Genomic DNA, 24,999 nt, shown 5'->3' on the forward strand with positions numbered 1-24,999 from the left:
TCTGTTTTCTTATTGTACTTCTTCTGAAATCCCGAACTTTGAACAAATCTGAAATTGCTATGTCCCGAAATAATGAACCTAAACCATATTCCATTCTCGAACTTGCCAGTGTGGGTGTTAATTCGTCAATAAAACAAACTTTTGACAATAGCCTTGACCTTGCGCAAAAGGCAGAAGATATGGGTTATCACCGGTTCTGGCTGGCCGAACACCATAATATGAAAAGCATCGCCAGCTCGGCTACTTCAGTTTTGATAGGACATATTGCGGGAGGCACAAAAAAAATAAGAGTAGGAAGCGGCGGGATCATGTTGCCCAACCACTCCCCGCTCATAGTTTCAGAACAATTTGGAACTTTGGGTTCCCTATATCCCAACAGAATAGATCTTGGCCTGGGCAGAGCTCCGGGAACAGATCAGGTTACTGCACATGCCATAAGGAGTGACCGCATGCAGGCGGTATATAAGTTTCCGGAAGAGATAAGTCAGATTCAGCAGTATTTTTCCGTAGAAAATAAAGATTCCCAGGTACGTGCTACTGTGGCCGAAGGAGTAAACGTTCCAATTTATGTTCTTGGTTCCAGCACCGACAGTGCACACGTAGCTGCCGAAAAAGGTTTGCCTTACGCCTTTGCAAGTCACTTTGCTCCCGCACAGTTATTTGAGGCGCTCAATATCTATTACAACAAATTTCAGCCGTCCAAATATCTTGAAAAACCATATACCATTGGTTGCATAAACGTTATTGCAGCCGATACTGATGAAGAAGCGGAAGATATCTCAACCACACTCTTAAGAATGATGCTGGGAGTAATGACCGGGAAAATTGACTATATGCAGCCTCCCGTTAAAATGAATGTGGAGTTGAGAGAACTTGCCGCAAATCCTGCTTTTGAAAGGATGCTTAAATACGCCTTTGTTGGCAGCAAGGAAACTGTGAAAAAGAAAACTTCAGAATTTCTTGAAAAAACAGAGGTCAATGAAGTCATGGTCGCCTCTCATATCTACCATCATGAAGACAGGTTAAAGTCTTACGGAATCTTTTCCGAACTCATGAAAGACTTTTAATTTTTTGCCTTTTTTGAGAGGTAATGGAAGTTAAAGTAAATATATAGAAAGAAAATCTTCATTGTAATTTTCTATTTTTGGATATGCAATTACACCTTTACCAGATTAACGCATTTACAGATACCATTTTTAGCGGGAATCCTGCTTGTGTGGTACCGCTTTCAGAATGGCTTTCCGATGATTTACTTCTAAAAATTGCGCAGGAAAATGCAGTTGCCGAAACTGCCTTTTTTGTGGATAAAGGTCACAGTTTCCATCTTAGATGGTTCACCCCCGAAATGGAGATGGACCTGTGCGGACACGCAACTCTTGCGGCGGCTCATGCCCTAAAGGAAATTAGAAAATATCCGGGTAAAAATATCATTTTTGAAACTCAAAGCGGAGAATTACAAGTAAGCGTTAACGATGGGAATTACATTCTCAATCTACCAAATAGAAACCCGACTTTCACCGAGCTTCCGGAACTCTTACAAAAATCCCTGAACATCCAGCCACAGGAAGTGCTTAAAGCACGGGACTTCTTCTTGATCTATTCCAATGAAGAGGAAGTAAGAAAAATTAGAATAGATCGTAATTTTTTTGACCAACTCGAATTGGGAACAGGAGGAGTAATAGTTACTGCAAAAGGAACAGAATGTGACTTTGTTTCCCGCTTTTTCACTCCGGGCGCTATAGTTTTTGAAGATCCTGTAACCGGTTCTGCTCATTGTTCTCTCACCCCTTACTGGAGTGAAAGGCTGAACAAACAGGAAATGCAGGCAAGGCAATTATCAGAACGTGGCGGGCACCTGTTTTGTAAAAATCTTGGAGACAGGGTTGAAGTAGGAGGCGGCGCCCGTACCTATTCCATAGGAAAACTATGGACAGAATGAAATTACCGGAAAACCTGCAGTATGAATTTTTTAGTTACCTGAGTTAAATTTACAGATCCTGTTGTGCAATATCCTCTTGTAAAAGCAAAGCTGCGCATAAGGAAGACAGTAGTAATCTTTCTGAAGGATCGTCGGTATGAAGATAAACTTCTCCATTGTCAATCAGAGAAACCGCTGCAACCGACTCTCCTTTGCTGTTGAAGATCTCATACCCTATAGATCCAGCGATAATCTTTTCAACTCCTTTTTTTCCATTTATATGAGTAATAGGTTGCAGCGCATAGAACTTCTCTTCTGTGAGGGCAAAGAAACCGGAATAATCTTCGGGTGTGATTTGTGCTGCATGATTGTCGAGCAGCAACTGCCATGGCTTTACTTCATCATTCAGAAAAACCTGAAGGTAAAATAAGTTCTCAGAAAACCCCGAGCCTCCAAAAATGTCTTCCAATATATTTATTACAGAATTTGGGTTGTCTCCTATTTGAAGGTCTTCAGCATGAAATTCTGAAACAGCGTATACATCTGCAGCATTTCCGAAGGGATCTGAGAGAGAAAAATAGAAAGACTGTTCACTATCTGCATAATCCATCGCCACCAGGTTTGGATATGAAGGATCTGCAACCTGTCCGCTTATGAGATCAACTCTCGTATTACCACTGCGGGTCCAGGAACGTTTAACGGACGAGGTCTTATAGTCACCAAATTTTAATTTTTGATTAATAAGAAGCCCCTGCCGACCTTTAACAGGAAAAGCATTGGTTTCAGAAACCGAAAGTGCGGGTTTCACGGGAGCACACGCAATAAGCAAGAGTGCTAAAAAAAGAAAGGAGATTTTTTTCATAAAACAAGAAATATCTTGTAATACGAAGAAGCAGAAAAAATGTTACACTAAAATGCCATTTGTGAATACTTAATAATTTTCAGTCGTCACTACTCCCCTAATCTCTTGCTTTTACCCACTCTGAAAAATTCCTATTCTTTATTTAATTAGGAATTTTGACCGGCTCAACTTTCCAGATCTTTTCACAATAATCCCGAATTGATCGATCTGCCGAAAATTTTCCCATCCTTGCGACATTAAGAATAGATCTTTTGGTCCATTCTTTCTTGTCCTTCCATACCTTAAAAACCTCTTCTTTTTCTTTACAGTAAGAATCGAAATCCTTGAGAAGCTGATAGGTATCCTGCTGAAGTAAATTATCATATAGTGGTTTAAATAACTCAGTGTCTCCACCGGCAAGTTCACCGGACACCAGAAAATCCAGAACCTTTTTCAAATTACCGCTCTCCTGATAGTATTTGTAAGGCCTGTAACCCTCCCGACGAGTTTTTTGTACCTCCTCTGTTGTCTGTCCAAACAAAAAGAAATTCTCCTTTCCTACTTCCTCAAGAATCTCAACATTGGCTCCGTCCAAGGTTCCTATAGTAAGTGCTCCATTGAGTGCAAATTTCATATTCCCGGTACCCGAAGCTTCTTTTCCGGCCATAGAGATTTGTTCAGAAAGATCGGCAGCAGGATATACCCTTTGGGCTTGTTTGACATTAAAGTTTGGCAAAAATACTACTCTGAGGTATTTATTCGCCTCTTCATCATTGTTCACCAGTTCGGCCACAGCCGTGACAAGTCTAATGATTAACTTTGCCATAAAGTATCCAGGAGCTGCTTTTCCCGCAAAGATAAAAGTTGAGGGTGCGATATTCTCTGTCTTTCCATCTTTTATCCTTAGATAAAGATCAATAATGTGCAGCAATTTGAGGTGCTGCCTTTTGTACTCGTGAATCCTTTTTACCTGTACATCAAACAACATTTCTGGATCTACTTTAACTCCTGAATGCTCTTCCAGAAAGGATGCGAGAAATTTTTTATTCTGGAATTTTACTTCCCTCCAACGCTGTTGGAAGTTTTCATCTTCAGCAAACTTCTCCAGTTCCTTAAAACTTGAAAGCTCGGTAAGCCATTCCTGCCCAATCTTTTCAGAAATTAGGTCTGCTAAACCGGGATTGCTTACTGCCAGAAAGCGACGGTGTGCCACCCCGTTTGTCACATTAGTAAATTTATCGGGCCAAAGATCGGCAAAATCATTAAGTACCTGCGATTTCAGCAAGCGCGAGTGCAGTTCTGAAACTCCATTTACTTTAAAACTTCCAATGGTTGCGAGATGGGCCATCCTTACCGAAGGTTCCCCTTGATCATCTATAAGAGACATACGTGCGATTTGATCTCCGCTATAGCCTTTTTCTCTAAGTTCCTCCAAAAAGCGACTGTTGATCTCATAAATAATCTCCAGGTGCCTCGGTAAAATTTTCCCAAGGAGGGAGACTGCCCATTTTTCAAGAGCTTCGGGAAGCAGGGTGTGATTGGTATAGGCAAAAGTCTGCCGGGTTATATCCCAGGCCTCATTCCAATCTATTTCGTATTCATCCACCAACAATCGCATAAGTTCGGCTACGGCGATTGAAGGATGAGTATCATTTAATTGAATGGCGAACTTCTCGTGAAAATTTGCAATTTTCCGCCCCTGCATTGTGTGCAGGTTAATCATATCCTGTAATGAGCAGGAAACGAAGAAATACTGCTGCTTAAGTCTCAATTCTTTTCCTGAGAGGTTTTCATCATTAGGATACAAAACTTTAGTGATGTTTTCGGAACGTAGTTTCTTCTCGACAGCACGATAGTAATCACCTAAATTATACACTGAAAAATCAAAAGACTCCACGGCTTCAGCTTTCCAGAGACGCATTATGATCCCGTTACTTTGATAACCAAGAATAGGAGTATCATAAGCTGTACCTTTTATTTCAGTTTCCGGAAGCCAGTCTACCTGATATCTGTCCTTCCCATCTGTGCCATGCTCTGTTCTTCCACCAAATTTCACCACGTAAGAAATCTCGGGTCGCATGATCTCCCATGGATTGCCGTTATGTAACCACTTATCTGTGGTCTCCAATTGCCATCCATCTTTAATCTCCTGTTTAAAAATCCCGAATTCATAGCGAATACCATATCCTATTGAAGGTATTCCCAGTGTTGCCATGGAGTCCATATAGCAGGAAGCAAGACGGCCTAAACCTCCATTGCCAAGTCCTGGTTCAACCTCCTGATCGAGAAGCTGATCAAGATCTAAATCGAGTTCTATTAAAGCTTCCCTTGTCTCATCCACAATCTCCAGATTAAGCAGATTGTTACCGAGGTGGGGACCTGGAAGATATTCAGCCGATAAATAAGCTACTCCACGCGCTCCCTGCTGCGCATGTTTTTCCGTTGACCTCACAAATTGCCGCAGGGCTCTATCTCTTATTGTAAATGCAAGTGCGGTATAAAGATCATTATTAGTGGCTACGCCAGGAACTCTTCCAAGATGATAAAAAAGCTTCTGCAGAAAATCCCTTTTTATATCCTCCTTTGTTAATCCAACTTCACTGGCATTAGTGCCTATGGAAGCAAAATAACTTTCTATAGATCTATTGTGTTCTTTCATAGTTGCTTTTTTCAAAAAATAAGAAAAAAATAAAAATTGATAGTACAGATAATTACTTTATAAGATAATATTATGAATATTCTCCTATTTAAAACTTACGAAAACGTTTGATATAAAAATTCCTCCTAATTCGAGTGAAGTTCTTGCTAAAACACCCTTGCCCCGACAGTTCTTGGGGTGCTTTTGAAAAGATATTTTAGAATCTACTCCAAAAAGGAAGTCTTAAAATAAAATTTCAGGGACCCGGATCAGTCTTTTGATGTCATAAAAAGTCTCTTCTCTTTTATCATCTCAGTAGTTTTTGGGGGTAACATTTCTTCCCAACCCGTTTGCCCCTCTAATATCATTTGATGTACTTCTCTGGAATAAATATCAAGAATTTCGGGGTTATAGTCTGTAATATCAACCACCCTTCCGTTGTCTTTAAAAAATTTAAAAAGCTCCTTCATTCGTGGATGCACCTTAAGGTTCTCACTGGTGATGATTTCACCAGTTTCAGGATCTTTTAATGGATGCAGGTAAACCTTTAGATCCCGGAAGAACAATTTTCCAAAGGCCTCCAGAATTCCTCCGCTAAGGTGCCGGTAATATTTTTCATCAAACAAGGCTAAAAAAGTATTGATTCCCATGGTTAGTCCCATTCTTTCAGCAGTGTATTGCGAAAAATATTCTACCACTTTATAATACTCCTGAAAATTTGAAATCATTACCATTTGTCCTAAAGACCCCAGAAGATCGGCCCGGTCCAGAAAATCCTTCTCATCAATATCCCCTTCAGACCTAAGGTTTGACAAAGTAATTTCAAAAATAACTTTAGTTTTTTCTTTATTTACTTTTTTCTCGTCAAGAAACAGTTTTAGCGACTGCTCATACATATTCATATTCACCTTGGTTACAGGTCTATAGCTCCCTCTTAGGGTAAGAATATTTTTTTTGTATAATTCATTCGCCGGCAGGACGTTGTTTCCGGTAGAGGCAAACATAACCGCCTGGGTCATCCCGTTCTTTACCAGTTGCAGACTCATTAGCCGATTATCGACATCTTTGAAAACAGGGCCTGTAAAATTAATCATATCGATTTCGACCTGATCATTATTAAGGTGATCGTACAGATGCTTTAAAAGTTGCTTAGGATTATCATATTGATAAAAGGCGCCATAAATAAGATTCGTGCCCATAGTTCCCAGAGTGATTTGCTGTAGGCCTGCATTATTTTCATGGAATTGTACATGAATAATAATCTCACTGAATTCTTCTTTAGGACGCGTCTGGAATCTTATTCCCAACCAGCCGTGACCTTTATATTTTTTAGCGAAATCAATGGTAGCAACTGTATTAGCATAACTAAAGAAGAGTTTATCGGGATGTTTTTCTCTCGAAATTCTTTGTTCAATAAGATCAGTTTCATACCGCAGCATACTTTTTAACCTCGCTTCGGTTACATACCTTGCGTCCTTTTCGATTCCATAGATAGCATCGCTGAAATCCTTATCATACGCACTCATAGTTTTAGCTATGGTACCCGATGCCCCGCCTGCCCTGAAAAAATTTCTTACCGTTTCCTGCCCCGCCCCAATTTCGGCAAAGGTGCCGTAAATGTTTTCATTAAGATTTACACGTAGTGCTTTGTTTTTTACGGAGGGAACCGGATCAAAATCTGACTCATCTTTATCTCTGGATCTCATATTTCCAATTTACTTTTGATTTTAATTTAAGGATTAAATCTGGGGTGAAGAATATTTTTTGATAAGTTCTTTAAAAAAGGTCTGCCTAATGATATCCTCCATTTTTCAATTATTTAAGGCTCGATAATTCTAATTTCCTAAATTTAATCTTCTTGAAATAAAAAATATAAAAAACCTGAACACTACTTCTGAAAGGAGTAGGGTTTTTCTTTTTCTTTTCTGTGGTAATAGTTTTTCTTTTATTTTCCTAAAGTTATACAATTAACGTTATTAATCGATTCTTAATCTTCACCTCCCGGAACTGATATTTCTCCATGATATAGTCAAATGTTTCTTCCCGATAAATGAAAATATGGGTTGGATCCTTTTTATAATACCACGCTGAAAAATCTATACCCGGCTTAAAAAGGTGCGTCATACAAAATAATTGCCCTCCCGGTAAAAGCATGGATTTCAACAAGTCGAATTCTCTGGCAGGATTTTGAAAATGTTCTATGACTTCACAGCAAACTATAAAATCGTAAGATTTCTGCAGGAGTTTGGGGAAAGGCAAAAAAAACGGATCGTACGCAGAAATCCGGTATTGAAGATTGGTGAGTAACTTAGTAATGACAGGACCTGTACCGGCTCCAAAATCCAGGCCCACATGGTCCACGGGATTAAAGTTTTCAATAACCGATTCTACAATAGGAGATACAAACTTTTGATAACGGGGATCATCTACATCGTTATTATGAGTCAGGTATCTTTCCTTCTCTACAACCGGATTGGGGAAATATTCTTTTGGAACAAATATTCCCTTACAGTTGGTACATTCCCAATACTCTTTTTCTGGCTGGGAATAAAAAAGATCACCGCGAGAAAAACACAAAGGACATTCCATTGAACAATATTAAGTTGCGCCCTACATATAATGTACTCTCCGGAATAAGCCTTTCTTCAGGAAATTGAGTTTTAAACTATTTGTCTATAGCCACCTTGTATGTAGGATCTTCCAGAATATTTACCTCGATGATCTCATCAGCATTTTGGAGTAACCGGCGACAATCACGACTAAGATATCTAAGATGCAATTTTTTTCCCTGTTTCAGGTATCGCTCGGTCAATTTATTTAAAGCTTCAATACCAGACATATCTACTACACGACTTTCAGAAAAATTAATGATCACCTCATCAGGGTCCCCTAAAACATCGAATTTTTCATTGAATGCGGCAACACTTCCGAAGAAAAGAGGACCGTAGATCTCATAATGTTTCACTCCTTTATCATCAATGTATTTACGCGCCCGAATTCTCTTCGCATTATCCCAGGCGAACACCAGGGCAGAGATGATTACTCCAACGAGCACTGCAAGTGCCAAATTATGAAGAACCACCGTTACAAAAGTTACCAGCACCATCACCAGTACGTCACTCTTGGGCATTCTGCGGAAAGTTCTTAAACTAGCCCATTCAAACGTACCTACCGAAACCATGATCATTAGGCCGGTAAGTGCGGCCATTGGCAGAAGTTCAATAACATCTGCAGCAAACATTACGAAAACCAACAGCATAACTGCAGCGACAATCCCCGAAAGTCTTGCTCTTGCTCCCGAAGAGACGTTGATCAAACTTTGACCTATCATAGCACATCCCCCCATCCCGGAGAAAAATCCAGAAAGGATATTTGCAGAACCTTGCGCTACACATTCCTTGTTTCCCCGGCCCCGAGTTTCGGTAATTTCATCAACTATATTTAGGGTTAATAAACTTTCTATAAGGCCTACCCCTGCCATAATTGCCGCATAAGGAAAAATCAAGGCAATTGCATCCCAGGTAAACGGTACCAGAGGAATATGAAAAGGAGGAAATCCACCTTTAATTGATGCTATATCCCCAACAGTTTTAGTATTTATTCCCAGAAAGGCGACTAATCCGAAAACAACAAGAATAGCAGCAAGTGAAGATGGAAATACTTTAGTAAGTTTAGGTAAACCCCAAATGATTAACATAGTTAGCAAAACCAATCCCAAGAGAATGTACAAATTCTCTCCTGTCATCCATACAAGTTCCCCTGCTTCATTGACAGTTTTAAATTGATCCAACTGAGACATAAAAATGATAATTGCCAGTCCATTGACAAATCCGAAGATCACAGAATGAGGCACCAGTCTTATTAATTTCCCAAGCCTGAAAACGCCCGCCAGGATTTGGATAATTCCTGCCAGAACTACAGTAGCAAACACATACTCCACTCCGTGAGAGACAGCCAGGGCTGCAATTACTACAGCAACAGCTCCTGTGGCACCGGAGATCATCCCCGGTCGTCCTCCAAAAATGGAGGTAACAAAGCACATTACAAAGGCTGCATAAATACCGGTTAAGGGTGAAAGACCGGCAATCATTGCAAAAGCCACAGCTTCGGGAATTAATGCCAGTGCAACAGTAAGACCGGCAAGAATTTCAATTTTATAATCTACTTTTTGAGAAAAGTCAAACAGGTTGAAGATTTGTTTCATTTCAATAAAGGGATGATAGTATGTAATAATAAAAGGAAAAGCACTCCTCAGGAAATGGGAAGCACGAAAGTAAGATCAAATCCTAAAGATCAGGGCGGAGTAACCGGCGAAACGGATATTTTTTTGTTGCTCATCATAAGAGTCGGCAAAAATAGATTTATTTATTCTATGTCAAAACCACAATCTTCTTTTTTTGACAAAAGATATCCGAAAACCATTTATTTTCGAAGTACAAGGCCCGAAATTATTTATGGTGAAATATGCCATTTTTGACACCTTAAAATTTAAACATGTATTGCGGTAAATAAAAATTCCAGTTCCTAACTTTTAATTTGGAACTGGAATTAAATTTTAAATCTTGAAAATTTTGAATCCCTTACGCTACTCTCATATCTGCCGGGTTGGACATATAAAGTAGCTTGTAGTATTCATCTACAGATTTTTTCCAGGTAAATCTCATCTTACGGGCATTAACCCCAATCTGCTTCCAAACGGTTTTGTCATTTTCAAACAGGTAAAGGGCCTCATTAAAACTTTCCACCATGTTATAAACCTTTTCATCATAGGTTTTCCCATCAAAAGCAAATCCTGTATGTACGTGTTGTACAGTATCTTTTAGTCCGCCGGTGTGATGCACCAGGCAAGGCTGCCCATTCCGCATAGCCAGCATCTGACTAATTCCGCAGGGTTCAAAGAGACTGGGCATAAAGTAAAGATCTGAATCCCGGTAAATGGAATTCACTACCTGCTCGCACTGAGTATTTACAAAAATAAAATTCTTCCTTTTATAACTCAATTCCCTAAGCAGTTCTTCATATTCTCCTGCTCCTGTACCTAAAAGCACATAAACTCCATTGACCTCCTCTAATCTATCCAGGATTTTAAGTAAAGCTTCGGGAGAACGTTTAAAGAAATAGAATTTTTGTTCGGTCAAACGAGCGACGCTTGCACAGATGAATTTAGGTTTCTTTTTTAAAAATGGAACCACCTTTTCACCTGTATGTGCTAAAAATGCAGCTTTTTCCCAATCCAGTTCCTTCTGAAGTTGTTTAAAAATAGCAGTGGCAATATTTGGGAACAAACGATTTTTTTTCACCAGCGTCTCAGGTCGATAATCCGAACCGTTTAAAATACCATGAAATCGTCCTTCTCTATCTGCCTGTCTAAGGTCATTCTCCAGTCCTTCTCCTCCTATAAATTCGGGAGCTGCACTTGGGAGTAATACATCCTGTTTGTATGAAGGGGAAACGGTATGAACAGCATCGGCAAATCTTATTCCAATAGCCATAAGGTTAAAACAATCTGAATATCGGGGATCTTTTAAAGCCTCACGATCAATGTCCAAGTCGGGAAACCAGGTTTTCAGAGAGGAATAATTATTTCCAAAAGGTCTTATTCCCTGTAAGGCCAGGTTGTGGATACAATAAACAAACCTGTTCTTTTTAAGACATGAATACTCCGGATGATAAGTCTTCAAAAACAGTAAAATACTGGAATGCCAGTCATGCAGGTGCACAATATCAAGCTTTCCAAAATGTTTTTGTTTTATGGCCTCAGCCACTGCTGTACAAAAAATAGTATATTTTATTACATCGCTGTAAAAGGGCTCCAAAGGATCATGATGATATATTCCGCCGAGATTTCCCATTTCAATCTCGGGATGGTGAATGACGTAATGTGTAATATTCTTATCTTCCTCTTTAGCAGGTACTTCATAAAGATGAGCGGTATAAGACATACCACGCAATTCTAGTTGAAGTGCGGCTTTAAGGGTTCCGTTTTCGTGCAGTCTTGAATAAGAAGGAACCACTACATGTACCCTGTCTCCACGTTCGGAGATCTGTTTTGGCACATCGCGGATGACGTCTCCAACCCCACCAACTTTACAATTGGCAATAGCATCATTTTCTGAAGCAACAAAAAGGAAATTATTCATATTTATAAGCCCTTAAAAATTTTATATTTTAATTCGAAGCGAAAGTACTTTTAAAAAGCATAACTTACAGCATATCAAAAGGTTAATTTAGTACTAAAAAAGTGTCACTTCAAACGTTTTAGTTACAGTTTTACCTAAAAGCTGATCAAAAAGGTATCTTAAAAACATCTTTTTTCGCTGACCTGGATGAAAATAGTTTGAACTTGCTATTTGTTCCGGTTCCAAATTTCATTTAACCCTCCTTTTTTACCTTCCACAGGATCAAAATCGGGAAAAGGAACAGCTGCAATATTTTTATCGGCCCCGGGTCTCTCAGTTTCTTTACCGGTGTTCATGTCATGTGATCTTCCCCTGGGATAGGCACCCACAACGGCAAAATCTTCACTCCCCAGGTTCTTGTGAGCCACTCCGGCGGGTATTACGATCACATCACCCGCAGAAACCTGCAGTTTTTTGCCATTTTCACCACCTAACTGCAACAAAGCCGAGCCTTTATATATTCCAAGAACCTCATGCGTGTTACTGTGATAATGATGATAATCATAGACACCATTCCTCCATGAATTCTTCCAGTCATTTTCAGCAAATCTCTTCTCTAACCATTCTGCACCCGGATCTCCTCTTTCTGAAAAATAATCCTTGTATATCAAAACGGGATATTTACTGTTGGGGATCTTTTTGTCATCCTGAAAGAAATATGATTCGGGGTACATTGAAAATTTATTTATGTTTTACCTTCTTTCTAAAAGATAGGAAAATCTTTCGGGAATTCGATAACGTTTTCGAAATTTTCTATAAAAACATTTTTTTAAGCTATAACGATTGAGCCCAGTAAAATGGGGTAAAACGAGAAAGTTTCCTCTGTTGAATTGCTTAAAATGCTCTACAATTCCTTAAATTAGAGGGACTAATTTTCGTATAGATAAACTCCTATTAAAATGAACGAAATATCCAACAGTAAAGCATTTAATAAAATTGAGGAGGACATGCAATATCTCACCGATTGTTTCCAGCAGGTCTTAAATGATCTTGGAGAGCATGAACTTGCAAATTTACTCACGAAACATGAAGATCTACAGGATTCTTTTTCAACAGATCTCGTTTTGGAAGAAAAGCAGATCCAGGTATTAAGTATTTACCTGCAACTAATGAACCTGGTAGAAGAAAATGCCGCGGTACAGTACCGTAGGAAATTGGTAAATAATAAGGGAATGGACGCTGTAAGGGGGTCGTGGAGTGAAACTTTTAAACGTTGGAAAGAACAGGGGCTCACTGAAACACAGATGCAGGAGATAATCGCAAAAGTTAACTTAATTCCTGTACTCACTGCCCATCCAACAGAGACAAAAAGAATCTCAATTCTCGAGTTGCACCGGGAGATCTATCTTAACCTTATAAAGCTTGAAAATAGCTCCTACTCTTTTGCCGAAAGAAATGTTATAGCCGAAGATATTAAGACCCTGCTCGAAAGATGGTGGCGAACCGGAGAAGTCTATCTTAAAAAGCCCACAGTAGAGATGGAGAGACGTAATGTGATCCATTACTTAAGCAAGGTTTTTCCGCAGGCTTTGAAAAAAAGTGACAGTCAGTTTAAACAAAGCTGGATCAATATGGGTTTTAGTTCTAAAAATCTGAAATTTCCGGGATTGCAATTCGGTACATGGGTTGGTGGAGACAGGGATGGACATCCATACGTTACCGCTTCAGTTACAAAGTCTACTTTAGCAGAACATCGTAAGACTGCACTAGATCTTGTTCTTGAGCAACTCAACGAACTTGCCGCCGACATGAGTTTTTCAGGAATCAGCAATAAAGCTTCAAAACAACTTCAGGATGCCATAGAAAAAAAATCCGTGGAGCTGGGGGAAGAAGGAAAGAAATCTCTTGAGCGCAACCCTTATGAGCCCTGGAGACAATTTGTAAGTCTCATTATTCTGAAATTAGAACTTACCCAGGACAATTCAGAACAGGAAAACACTTATTATAAGAGTCCCGAAGATCTCATGCTGGATCTTAACATATTAAAAGAAAGTTTATTGGAGATAGGTGCAAACAGAATTATAGAAGACCTGTTATTTCCTGTGGAAAGAATGATTTCAACTTTCGGCTTTCACCTCGCCCGGCTCGATATTAGACAAAACAGTGAATTCCATGATAAAGCCCTTGAACAGATCCTCACTGTTGCTTTTCCCGATAAGCCGGCATTTAAAACCTGGAATGAAGAGGAGCGGGTTAAATTTATTTCTGAAGAATTGAAAAGCGATCGACCCTTTGCCATTGCAGGAAGATCTTTTGGACCCGAGGCAGACCAGGTGTTGGACAGCTATAAAGTCGTCAAAAAACATACAGATAAATACGGTCCACAGGGTGTAGGTTCTTTTATAGTAAGTATGACACGACAGCTAAGCGACCTTCTTGTCGTTTACCTCTTTTTTAGGGAGGTAGGTATAGACAGGCATACCTTCCAGGTCGTTCCTTTATTTGAAACCATTGATGATCTTATTGCTTCCAGAGACATTTTAGAGAGCTTTATTACCCATCCTGCCTATTATCGGGAACAAGACCAGGCACAGGAGGTCATGTTGGGCTACAGCGACAGTAATAAAGACGGAGGAATAATTGCCAGCAGATGGAACATTTACCGGGCCGAAAAAACCCTAACCGAAATGGCAGATGATCATGGGGTAGAACTAAGATTCTTCCACGGGATAGGTGGAACCATAAGCCGGGGTGGCGGTAAATATCATCGCTTTCTGGAAAGTATGCCTTCCGGAAGTATGAGCGGAGAGATGAAATTAACTGTGCAGGGAGAGACTATTGCTCAGCAGTTTGCAAACAGGCTTACTGCTACCTATAATTTGGAGATGCTACTCTCGGGAAGTGCGCTTCAAACAGGATATCGCCTTCATCCAAAGGGAAAGAAAGGATATCCCGTTGATACCCTGAAACAAGTGGCAGAATATTCCCAGGAAAAATATGAGGAATTAGTGGCACATCCATCCTTCCTTAACTTCTATGGAGAAGCCACTCCAATAGATGTGCTTGAATTAAGCAAGATAGGATCCCGGCCGGCAAGGCGTACCGGCACCAGGAGTCTTTCCGACCTTAGAGCTATTCCATGGGTATTTAGCTGGAATCAATCCCGGTTTAATATTACCGGATGGTTTGGAATTGGCTATGCCCTGCAAAAATTAAGATCTGAAGATCCTACACAATATGAAAGACTTAAAAAAGTATCCCAGGAATGGCCTTTTCTAAGATATGTACTCATCCAGGTGGAAACGAATCTCATGAACGCCGAACCGGCTGTAATGGAAGCTTATGCCTCTCTTGTAAAGGATGAAAAGATAAGGACCGAGGTGACGGAAATCATAAAGGCAGAACATCAAAAAAGTCTTGATGAAATTGGAGCAATGTTTGACGGAAGCCGCGAAGAGAGAAGACAGAGCCTACTCGATAACTTAAACCGCAGGAATGATGCCCTAATCTCCCTTCACCGTTTACAAATCAAGAACCTGGAAGAATGGAGAGCATCCAAAGGAAGTACAAAAGACGAACAACTTGTTACACATCTTTTGCAGATCACCACTGCTCTTGCCAGCGGACTTAAAAATACAGGGTGATATTCATCTGAATGAATCAAAAAAGAGGATTTAATAAAGCTGTTTAAAAGCTTGATTTACATCACTCTGAACTTGTTTCAGGGTCTACCAGTTATAAAAACTAAAGGATCCTGAAATAAATTTCAGGGTGACGTACAACCATCAAACTTCGGTAAATAATTTTTTACGTCTCTTTTACCGAAATGATCTTCACGGGACAGGCTTTTGCCGCCGCCTCACAAGGTTCAAGAATGGAATAATCTGCAGATTTTAAGGTGTGGAAGCCTTTGTTGTCAACCGACTTCAAAAGTACGCTTTTTCCATCCTTTTTTGACATCTGAAATTGACCGGGCGCAAGTTCGACACAATAGTTGCAACCAATGCATTTATTCCGCTGCAGGGTAACTACCACCATTAGACATTCACTATTTTATAAAGCTTATCTGAAAGTCTTACCCTAAATGGGACTTTAATGGTACAGCTATCTCCTTTTCCGGCTCTTTCTGAATCCAGATCGTTTACGAACATTTCTTCCAGCTCAATTTCCCGAGCTCCTGTACTGGGTCCGGTAATAAGGATCTTATCACCTTTTTTTATATCGTAAGCTTCGATCTTAAATTCGGCTATTCCTGCTTTAGGAAAATAATGAACTCCCTTGCCCACATAAACTTTCTTTTGCGTAGCCTGCGAACCTGATGTTTTGCTCCACTCCCCCAGTTTCTGGCCAAGATAATATCCACTCCAGAATCCGCGGTTGTAAACGGTGCTCAATCGCTCCATCCAATCGGCTACTTTTTGTTCAGAATAAGTTCCGTTGTACCATGAATCTATGGCTTCACGATAAGCTTTTATGAAAGTAGCCACATATTCGGGTGCACGGCCGCGGCCTTCTATTTTCAAAACCTGAACCCCCGCTTCCAACACCTCATCCAGAAAGTTTATAGTACAAAGGTCTTTTGGGGACATCATATATTCGTTGTCGATCTCGATCTCAAACCCCGATTCCTGATCGATCACTGTATATTTTTTACGGCAGTTTTGTTTACACGCCCCACGATTTGCTGAAGAATTATGGGAATGGAGACTCAGGTAACATTTTCCGGAAACTGCCATACAAAGTGCGCCGTGACCGAATATCTCAAGTTTTACCAGCTCTCCGGAAGGCCCTTTTATTTGCTCTTTTTGGATCTGCTCAGAAATCTTCTTAACCTGTCGAAGGCTCAACTCTCTTGATAAAACCATAGTTTCGGCAAAGAGGCTGTAAAATTTAACTGTTTCAATATTGTGATGTTGAGCTGTGTAGAAATATGCACATCAATTCCCATACCCCGCGCTGAAGCAATAACCGCCTGGTCACTAGCGATCACAACTGTTATTCCCGCACTTTTAGCTGCTGAAAGCAGGTTTTTAATCAAGGAAAGATCGTGGTCGTAAACAATGGTATTTAAAGTAAGATAGCTACGGACGGCTTTTGCCTCACATCTTTTCACAATTTCAGGAAGATCATCCATGGTGAAATTAATGGATGCCCTCGCCCTCATATTAAGTTGGTCCACCCCGAAGTACACAGAATCTGCACCATTATCCAAAGCTGCCTGCAGAGAATCAAAATTTCCTGCGGGTGCCATTAATTCCATTTTTCCTGAATTATTATCCATGACTTGTTTCCAATAAAAAGTTGCCGCAGTAGATAATTCTACCCGACAAGAATTAGGGGGGCAAAGAAAATGGCATTTTCGGAAGGAAAATATGACCGTGGTCACATAATTTCCTGATAAAAATTTTATTCAGAAAAAGAAATATCATGAATTTCCTAAAACCTTACCTTTACAAAAAGCTATTTTATGAGTCAGTTTTATGGTTTTAAGGCAAAAGATCTGCAGGGGAATGAAGTGAACCTGGAAACATATAAAGGAAAGGTGGCTCTCGTTGTGAATACTGCTTCAGAATGCGGTTTTACACCACAATTTGAAGGTCTTGAAGCTCTTTATAAAAAATACAAGGATGAGGGATTGGTAATTCTGGGTTTTCCCTGCAATCAATTCGGAAAACAAGAACCCGGAGATGAAAAATCAATTGCCGAAGGTTGTGTTATGAACTACGGTGTGACTTTTCCCATGTTCTCAAAAATAGATGTGAACGGAAAAGATGCTCATCCCCTTTTCAAATATCTAAAAAAAGAAAAAGGCGGATTGTTAGGCAGCAAGATCAAATGGAATTTCACCAAATTCCTTATTGATCGTGAAGGAAAGCCCGTTGAACGATTTGCACCCACCACAAAACCCGAAAGCTTAGAGAAAGACATTAAAAGACTACTTTAATCATCAACCCTTTCAGGATTCATAACCTTGAAAGGGTTCTTTTTGAAACAACAAAGATATCAGGTGTCAAAAATGCCGTTTTCGACAACCTTTCTTTATCATGTGACTTAGGTCATAATTTAGGACAAAATTATCCGCTTTCTTTGCTGAAAATTTTGAATTATGACCGCGACTTTAGAAACTTCAGCATTACCAAAAGGGCATCCCGTCAATATATACTCCGAAGAAAAAGAATTGATCCAGGAGTTAGGAAAGGAACTGTTGGAAACAAATCCCGAAATTGAAAATCAGAAGTTTTACAACATCTTCAATCAGCTTCAGCAAATAGAAAGAAGATTTGAACGCAAGGAGAATCAGCTTTTTCCGGTACTGGAACAAAAAGGCTGGACGGGTCCTTCCAAGAATATGTGGTCCTTTCATGATACTATTCGGGAGCAATTCAGGATCCTCAGGAACAAGATAGAGAACCGCAATTTTTCAGAAGCCTCACAGGATGCGCAGTACCTGGTGAGCAGCATTTTCAGGTTATTATTAGTCGAAGAAAGCGTCCTTTTTCCAAATGCCCTGGAATTACTTACTGAAGAAGACTGGAAAAAAGTGCGTAAGGGTGAGGAAGAAATTGGATGGATGCTGGCAGATACACCGGCAGCTTTCCCTGAACCTAAAGAAGAAGCATATATTCATCCTTCGCAGGACCACATAAAGCGGGAACTTTCTTTTGATACTACAAACGCATCTCACTATGATGAAGGATACATGACGGTAGACCAGGTAAACCTGTTACTAAGAACAATGCCGCTCGATATAACATATGTGGATGAGAACGACAAAGTGATCTTTTATAACCGCGGGGAAGAACGTGTGTTTCCTAGAAGTGCAGGGATCATTGGCAGGGAAGTTAAATTTTGCCACCCGCCAAAAAGTGTGGGAACAGTGTTGAAGATCCTGGAGGAATTTAGAAAAGGCACCAAAAACGAAGCCTCTTTCTGGATCAATTTTAAAGGACGCCTCATTTATATAAGGTATTTCGCAGTGAGGGATGAGCAAAAAACCTACCGCGGAGTTATAGAAATGTCCCAGGACATCACAGAGATTAAAAAAATCGAGGGCGAACAAAGATTACTGGACTGGAATTAAAAGGACTATAAAAGGAACATTTTATGATTTTCAATAAGGGATGATCCTTTTTTTATTTTTAGTTTTACCGGGCTAAATGAATTAAAATGGAGTATTTTCTTATGGGTGTTGCAGGACTGGCCATCCTTTTTCTTCTTCTTTTATTAATTAGAAACAGGAAGCAGGGTTTAAGACTTAAAAGAAATATCCAGGAAATAAAAAATCTAAAAACAGGTTCCAGAGATTACCAAAATTTCTTTGAATAAGGCTTTTAAATTCATCAGGTTTTTCAACTTCTTTACCAGAACAAAATTTTTCGGATTAATTATTACAAACCCGGTTCTCAACCGAAGGGGATTTTACAAAATAGCTTAAGAGCAATTTTATTATCTTTAAGCTTCATCCACTAAACTCTTTTTAGGTCATGAAAACTTACCAAATTATCCTTTTGCTACTTTTCCCATCCTTTATTTTTTCACAAACTGAAGTCCTGCCTGTTGAAATTCAGATAAAAACTGCAACTCTTGCAGCACCAGAAGAGCTACGGGAAGGAGTAATGGTTTATGGCTTTAATGAGCAGGGTGAAATGGTCGTTTTACGTGAGGGTACTAATCACCTGGTATGCCTGGCCGATGATCCCAATAAGAAAGGAATTAACGTCTCCTGTTATTCCAAAAAGCTTGAACCGTTTATGGCTCGTGGAAGGGAAATTTCTGCTGAAGGAATAGGAGAAATGGAAAAAAGGGAAAAAAGAAAAAAAGAAGCTGAAGCAGGCTCGCTTACCTTAACAGATTCCCCAGGAATGACAACGATTCTTACCGGCAGTGAAGAAAACTACAATCCTGAAACCGGGGAATTAACCGATGGACATTTTCGTTATGTGATCTACATACCTTTTGCCACTGCCGAATCCACCGGTCTACCCGAAAAACCTTTTGCACCGGGAATGCCCTGGATCATGGATTCCGGGACACATCGTGCGCACATAATGATCACGCCACCGAAGAATTGACTTAAGACTAAAAATTCAGGATTATTTAGAGGAGAATGAAAAATTAATTTTGGACCTTTTCAACTTCTGCCTGTTGCAGGGTCTTAAGTAATTCCTTTGCAAATTTTCTAAAACGATATGTGGGATGCTTTGCAGCCAGCCTAAGATGTTCCACACTTTCTTCATCAAAGGCATTCAACTGGTACAGGTACCCAAAAGCTTTTTGCCGCACCTGGAACCTGTTATGTGGAGCAGTGTAGCCCTTAAGTTCTTCAAAAAACTGCTGCTTCGAAGTCATTTCAGTTTCCGCAGTGGCCAGATTTAAAGCCAGCCAAAGAGTCCGGAGGTTTTTATCAATAAACCCTTCTCTTCCTTCCATTATATCAAGGTACCGCTGTCTATCTTCAGGAAAGGACATCCATAAATTATAAAGTGCCATTTCCTGCGTAAGATAAGACTCGTCCTCCAGCAGAGACTCATATTCAGGTTTTAGTTGAGATGGTACGTCTTGTAATGAAAATGCTATAGCTTGCCGGGTAAAAAGATTTCCGCTTGAAAATGCCTTTTTGTAGAGGTTAGTGACTTCTGCAGGATCTTCCAAAGATAGTTGCAGTACAGCTTCCTGTCCTAAATAATCATTCACGGGGAAACTAAGCGACCTAAGCAGCAAATTTCTTTTTTCGGAAACAGGCAAAGGTTTGGCCGCAGCCAATTCCAGGTACTTCTGAATAAAAGGGGATTTTTTAAGTGATTCCAGTGCCTCAGTTCCCTGAAAAGCGGACTGTTTCAACCAGTTCCTGACAAATTCTGAAAGATCCTGTCCACTGGCAGCTTCCATTTCAGTTATTAGATCCTTGGTGGTGACTGTGGAATATTTGTACTTTTCCAGGTAATTTTTCACACCCCGGTCAAAAGCTTCCTTTCCTATTTTCTCATTTAGAATATGTAAAGCCCAGGCTCCTTTTTGGTAATAGGTAAGAGAACTTGAATTTGTTGAAACTACAGCTTCTCCTTTCCCACTGTCACTTAACTGCTTGAGCTCTTCGGCAGTTTTAAAAAGTTTACGGTAATAATAATCCTCTCCAAAGATCTCTTTTTCGGCCAGTAAAGCATAATATGTGGCAAAACCTTCCTGCAACCAGTGATCTTCATGAGCAGCAGCAGTCACGAGATTTCCAAACCACTGGTGTGCCAGTTCATGAGCATTCACGTTCACGTAATTCTGATCGTTGTAGCCAATGGAATCTACCAGGAAGAGATCTGAAAATATGGTGGTTCCGGTATTTTCCATTCCGGCGTATAAGAAGTCGCGTACAGGAATCTGTTTGTAATTTTGCCAGGGATAGGTAACTCCGGTTTCTCTTTCAAAAAAATCCATCATGAACTCACTGTGTCGATAGGTAGGTTCCACCCTGTTTTTCATTCCTTCAGGATAATAGAAAATCATGGGAGTTCCACTTTCCAAATCTGTAACCTCTTTAAAATCTCCTGCAGCCACGGCGACTAAATAGCTGCTCATGGGCTTCTTCATATCAAAATTCCACCTGGTAAGGGAATCATTGACCTGTTGTGAACTCAGCAACTCCCCGTTTGAAACAAGGGTTTTTCCTGAAGGATAAATAAAACTAAGGTCAAATTCCAATTTCTCGGTAGGATCATCAAAGCTGGGCAACCAATGGGAAGTATATTTCCCCTGGCCCTGCGTCCACACCTGATAATCCTGCTGCCCTTCCCCTTCCGGATTCTTCGAAATAAAATACATGGTTTGATCTGGCGTAGCCGAATATTTCAGCTGAAGTTGCTGGTCCTGTGCCGGTGAAAAATTTCCGGTGATCCAGAATTTACTGTTGTTACTTCCGAAGTTCACCGGTTCACCGTTCAGTGAAACTTCAGAAAAATCCATTTTTTGAGCATCTATAAAGATGGAATCTACCTGCTCAAAAATGTCAAATTCATAAAGAATTTCCCCGGAAACTGCTTTTTTGGAAGGATCAATAGCAACTTCGGCCTCCAGGTGTTTAAAATCTACAGCGGTTTGCTGCTGAGAATAGCCTGTAGCACTCAAAAAAACCGCAAGGATCAGCAAAAAAAATTTTTCCATTATTCAAATATACATTACCTGCTCAAAATGGTAAAAACTAACCTTCCTAAAAGGCTTTTTTTTATCTTCGTTTATATGAATCCAGGCCTGCTGCAAACTCCCATCGACTACCTTAAAGGAATTGGTCCCAACCGGGCGGAGATCCTGCGGAAGGAGATTGGAGTTCACACTTATGGTGATCTACTCAATTTTTTTCCCAATCGGTACCTCGATAAAACCCGTTTTTACAAGATCGCACAGCTGGAAAGAAATACTTCTGAAGTTCAGGTCGTAGGGAAGATTGTTAATCTTCGAACCGTAGAGCAAAAAAAAGGGAAGCGCCTGGTCGCCGACTTTATTGACGATACTGGAAAAATGGAATTGGTATGGTTCCGCGGTCAAAAATGGATCCGGGAGAATCTGAAGCTCAACACACAATATGTGATCTTCGGAAAAACCACCTGGTATAATGGCCTTTTTAGCATGCCTCATCCTGAAATGGAGCTGGTGGAGGATTATAAAAAAAACCTGCGTACTGCCATGCAACCGATTTACCCTTCTACAGAAAAACTCGGAAAATCGGGAGTTACGAATCGGGTAATTAGCCGGTGTGTACAGCAACTTTTTTTGGAAAGCGGAAATAAATTTGTAGACCCTCTTCCCGAAAACATTCGGGAAGAACTGCATTTGCTGCCAAAAGCTGAAGCCCTGTTTAATGCGCATTTTCCGAAGAGCCAGGAATTACTGGCCAAGGCACAGTTCCGGTTAAAGTTCGAGGAGCTGTTTTATATTCAGTTGCAGTTGTTGATCAAAAATTTGATCAGGAAGAAAAAGATCAAAGGTTTTACTTTTGAGGAGGTCGGCTCCCACTTCAGTGAATTTTATGAGAACCATCTTCCGTTTGAATTAACCAATGCTCAAAAAAGGGTTATTAAAGAAATAAGACAGGATCTTGGCAGCGGAGCTCAAATGAACCGGTTGCTGCAGGGCGATGTGGGCTCGGGAAAAACCATTGTTGCTTTGATGAGCGTTTTGTTGGCACTGGATAACGGCTTCCAGGCCTGTTTAATGGCTCCTACAGAGATCCTGGCTATCCAGCACTACAATGGGATTTCGGAACTCGTTGCCGATCTTGGTATCCAGGTGAAATTACTCACCGGTTCAACAAAGACTTCAGAAAGAAAAATAATTCATAAAGCTCTGGAAAGTGGAGAGTTGCATTTACTCATTGGTACCCATGCCCTGCTTGAAGAAAAGGTGAAATTTCACAATCTTGGTCTTGCGATCATTGATGAACAGCACAGGTTTGGAGTCGCACAGAGAGCCCGGTTGTGGAAAAAAAATCATTTGCCGCCGCATGTGCTGGTGATGACCGCCACTCCTATTCCCAGAACGCTGGCCATGAGCCTTTATGGAGACCTCGATATTTCGGTAATTGATGAACTTCCCCCCGGAAGAAAGGAAATTAAAACTGTGCACCGTTATGACAGCAACAGGCTTAAGGTCTTTGCTTTTATTCGGGATGAAATAAGAAAAGGCAGGCAGATCTATATTGTATATCCACTTATCCAGGAATCTGAAACCATGGATTACAAGGACCTTATGGATGGTTATGAAAGTATTGCCCGGGAATTCCCGATGCCCGAATTTCAGATCTCCATCCTCCACGGACAAATGAAGCCGGCCGATAAAGATTATGAGATGGACAGGTTTGTAAAGGGAGAAACGCAAATCATGGTGGCCACCACAGTGATCGAAGTAGGGGTGAATGTACCCAATGCGAGTGTCATGATCATTGAAAGTGCCGAGAGGTTTGGGCTTTCCCAGCTGCACCAGCTTCGGGGCAGGGTTGGTCGTGGGGCCGAACAAAGTTTTTGTATCCTCATGACCGGCCATAAATTATCCAATGACAGCAAGACCCGGTTGGAAACCATGGTTCGTACTGCCGACGGATTTGAAATTGCAGAAGTTGATCTAAAACTCCGCGGCCCCGGAGATCTTATGGGCACTCAACAAAGTGGGGTGCTCAATCTCAAGATCGCAGATATTGTAAAGGATAACGATATTCTAAAAACAGCACGGCATTATGCTTTACAGCTGCTCAAGGAAGATCCCAATCTTGAACTGGAAAAAAATACAGTAGTAAAATATATCTATTCCCAACTTGTAAAGGAAAAAACAATCTGGAATTATATAAGTTGATTTTGCTCTTCAACCTTTTTTAACCGGGGAAACGAAATTTTTTCCTACGACTTTTCTTCGGGTTTTCCCCCATTTTTCTCCCCCACACCTTCCGAGCTTCATGAAATCTCAGAATTTTCTTAAATTTAAAGGTTAACCATTTAAAAATTAAATAGTTATGGAAAAGATTTCGAACACCATCGGATTAATGAGCGTAATGCTTATGCTTTTTGTTACTGTGGGCTTTGCACAGGAGAAAAAGTCATTGGGAGAGGAAGTGTACAAAACGTATGAAACCAGCGGAGTGGATGCCGCCCTGGCAAAATACCGGCAGTTAAAGATGGATACTACCAACTATACTGTAAGCGAATGGGAATTAAATGATGTCGCTTACAGGATAATGAATGAAAAAAATGACCTGGTAGCTGCCGAAAAGGTTTTTAGATTGAACATGGAAGAATATCCCGAAGCAGCCAATCCATTAGACTCCTACGGAGATTACCTGCTAAAAAAAGGGGATAAGGAAGAAGCCAAAGAGTACTTTAAAAAATCTATCGCTATTTCTGAGAATTCTTCTGTCGAAAGTGAACGCAATCAGCTATACCCAAACACAAAAGGAAAACTGGCAAAACTTGACAATAAAGACAAACAATTGGATTTCCTGGAAGGAAACTGGGAGGTTGAGGAAACCGGCTATAATAACAATGTGGAAGCTATGAAGAGAAAACGAAATCACAAGATCTCCTATGATGAAGGCGGCAGTGCGTTAATTATTAGATATATGAATGACGAAAACAAACTGGAATATATGAGGATATTTGCCTATGATGCTATGGATGATGAATTTGATGTAGCCCACATCAATCCTAATAGTCCACAAGGAATACAAATTTCTCAAATGAAATTGAAACCTAAAAGCAACAATGAATATGAAATTATTGGTCATTTTAATGAAAGAGATGGAAAGAAGGTGAACATGCGTCATGAACTGGTTCGGAAAGCAGATGACAATGTTAACTGGATAGTATTTGAGCAAGGAGAAAATGATCAATGGGAAAAACTATATTCCATGAATATGAAGAAAGAGTAAGTTTAAGAATAGATTGCAAATAAGGAGATGCATGTATCTCCTTATTTTTTGCCCTGTGCTGATGTAGATTTTAATTATGTC

The 24,999-nt window shown here is 40.2% G+C and carries 18 protein-coding genes and 1 pseudogene; 9 read left to right on the forward strand and 10 right to left on the reverse strand.

What is annotated here, in order from left to right; all coding sequences use genetic code 11:
• Positions 1-59 precede the first annotated feature (59 nt).
• Positions 60-1,067, forward strand: coding sequence for an LLM class flavin-dependent oxidoreductase (locus H148_RS0109565; RefSeq protein ID WP_029034600.1), 1,008 nt, complete (start codon positions 60-62; stop codon positions 1,065-1,067).
• Positions 1,068-1,150: 83 nt separating this feature from the next.
• On the forward strand, positions 1,151-1,939 hold the full coding sequence (locus H148_RS0109570; protein ID WP_029034601.1) for a PhzF family phenazine biosynthesis protein: 789 nt from the start codon (positions 1,151-1,153) through the stop codon (positions 1,937-1,939).
• A 49-nt stretch (positions 1,940-1,988) separates the two neighbouring features.
• Here the strand turns inward: H148_RS0109570 and H148_RS0109575 are convergent, their stop codons facing one another.
• From H148_RS0109575 to H148_RS0109610, 7 genes are all read right to left on the reverse strand, one after another.
• Entirely contained in the window at positions 1,989-2,780 is a 792-nt protein-coding gene (locus H148_RS0109575; protein ID WP_029034602.1) for a hypothetical protein, read from the reverse strand.
• A 142-nt stretch (positions 2,781-2,922) separates the two neighbouring features.
• Entirely contained in the window at positions 2,923-5,418 is a 2,496-nt protein-coding gene (locus tag H148_RS0109580) for a glycogen/starch/alpha-glucan phosphorylase (protein ID WP_029034603.1), read from the reverse strand.
• Between the two features lie 248 nt (positions 5,419-5,666).
• Positions 5,667-7,103, reverse strand: a complete 1,437-nt coding sequence (locus H148_RS0109585) for a hypothetical protein (protein WP_029034604.1) — start codon at positions 7,101-7,103, stop codon at positions 5,667-5,669.
• Positions 7,104-7,356: 253 nt separating this feature from the next.
• Entirely contained in the window at positions 7,357-7,986 is a 630-nt protein-coding gene (locus tag H148_RS0109590; protein ID WP_029034605.1) for a class I SAM-dependent methyltransferase, read from the reverse strand.
• A 76-nt stretch (positions 7,987-8,062) separates the two neighbouring features.
• Positions 8,063-9,601, reverse strand: coding sequence for a SulP family inorganic anion transporter (locus H148_RS0109595; RefSeq protein ID WP_029034606.1), 1,539 nt, complete (start codon positions 9,599-9,601; stop codon positions 8,063-8,065).
• Between the two features lie 376 nt (positions 9,602-9,977).
• A complete protein-coding gene (locus H148_RS0109605; protein ID WP_029034608.1) occupies positions 9,978-11,537 on the reverse strand; it encodes a glycogen synthase in 1,560 nt (519 codons plus the stop codon).
• A gap of 206 nt (positions 11,538-11,743) precedes the next feature.
• The gene (locus H148_RS0109610; RefSeq protein ID WP_029034609.1) at positions 11,744-12,250 is read right to left on the reverse strand and encodes a cupin domain-containing protein; all 507 of its coding nucleotides are present in this window, start codon (positions 12,248-12,250) and stop codon (positions 11,744-11,746) included.
• Positions 12,251-12,475: 225 nt separating this feature from the next.
• Here H148_RS0109610 and H148_RS0109615 point away from each other — a divergent pair, with 225 nt between their 5' ends.
• A complete protein-coding gene (locus H148_RS0109615) occupies positions 12,476-15,160 on the forward strand; it encodes a phosphoenolpyruvate carboxylase (protein ID WP_029034610.1) in 2,685 nt (894 codons plus the stop codon).
• A gap of 163 nt (positions 15,161-15,323) precedes the next feature.
• Here the strand turns inward: H148_RS0109615 and H148_RS0109620 are convergent, their stop codons facing one another.
• The gene (locus H148_RS0109620) at positions 15,324-15,554 is read right to left on the reverse strand and encodes a ferredoxin (RefSeq protein WP_029034611.1); all 231 of its coding nucleotides are present in this window, start codon (positions 15,552-15,554) and stop codon (positions 15,324-15,326) included.
• A pseudogene (locus H148_RS17635) lies at positions 15,554-16,797 on the reverse strand (peptidase U32 family protein). Before H148_RS17635 ends, H148_RS0109620 begins: the two are co-directional and overlap by 1 nt.
• Positions 16,798-16,983: 186 nt before the next feature.
• Here H148_RS17635 and H148_RS0109630 point away from each other — a divergent pair.
• From H148_RS0109630 to H148_RS0109645, 4 genes are all read left to right on the forward strand, one after another.
• Positions 16,984-17,460: a glutathione peroxidase gene (locus tag H148_RS0109630; RefSeq protein WP_029034612.1), complete on the forward strand. Its 477-nt coding sequence runs from the start codon at positions 16,984-16,986 to the stop codon at positions 17,458-17,460.
• Between the two features lie 162 nt (positions 17,461-17,622).
• Complete coding sequence (locus H148_RS0109635) at positions 17,623-18,597, forward strand: DUF438 domain-containing protein (protein WP_029034613.1); 975 nt, start codon at positions 17,623-17,625, stop codon at positions 18,595-18,597.
• A gap of 86 nt (positions 18,598-18,683) precedes the next feature.
• Positions 18,684-18,842, forward strand: a complete 159-nt coding sequence (locus tag H148_RS18620; RefSeq protein ID WP_156877238.1) for a hypothetical protein — start codon at positions 18,684-18,686, stop codon at positions 18,840-18,842.
• A 158-nt stretch (positions 18,843-19,000) separates the two neighbouring features.
• Entirely contained in the window at positions 19,001-19,588 is a 588-nt protein-coding gene (locus tag H148_RS0109645; protein WP_029034614.1) for a hypothetical protein, read from the forward strand.
• Positions 19,589-19,631: 43 nt separating this feature from the next.
• Here H148_RS0109645 and H148_RS0109650 read toward each other — a convergent pair whose 3' ends face one another.
• On the reverse strand, positions 19,632-21,668 hold the full coding sequence (locus tag H148_RS0109650; RefSeq protein ID WP_029034615.1) for a M1 family metallopeptidase: 2,037 nt from the start codon (positions 21,666-21,668) through the stop codon (positions 19,632-19,634).
• A gap of 75 nt (positions 21,669-21,743) precedes the next feature.
• Between H148_RS0109650 and recG the strand changes: the two genes are divergently transcribed.
• Positions 21,744-23,849, forward strand: a complete 2,106-nt coding sequence (gene recG, locus H148_RS0109655) for an ATP-dependent DNA helicase RecG (RefSeq protein WP_029034616.1) — start codon at positions 21,744-21,746, stop codon at positions 23,847-23,849.
• A 157-nt stretch (positions 23,850-24,006) separates the two neighbouring features.
• The gene (locus H148_RS0109665; protein WP_029034617.1) at positions 24,007-24,918 is read left to right on the forward strand and encodes a tetratricopeptide repeat protein; all 912 of its coding nucleotides are present in this window, start codon (positions 24,007-24,009) and stop codon (positions 24,916-24,918) included.
• The last annotated feature ends 81 nt before the right edge of the window (positions 24,919-24,999 follow it).

Source organism: Salinimicrobium terrae DSM 17865, from assembly GCF_000424665.1.
GTDB classification, from domain to species: domain Bacteria; phylum Bacteroidota; class Bacteroidia; order Flavobacteriales; family Flavobacteriaceae; genus Salinimicrobium; species Salinimicrobium terrae.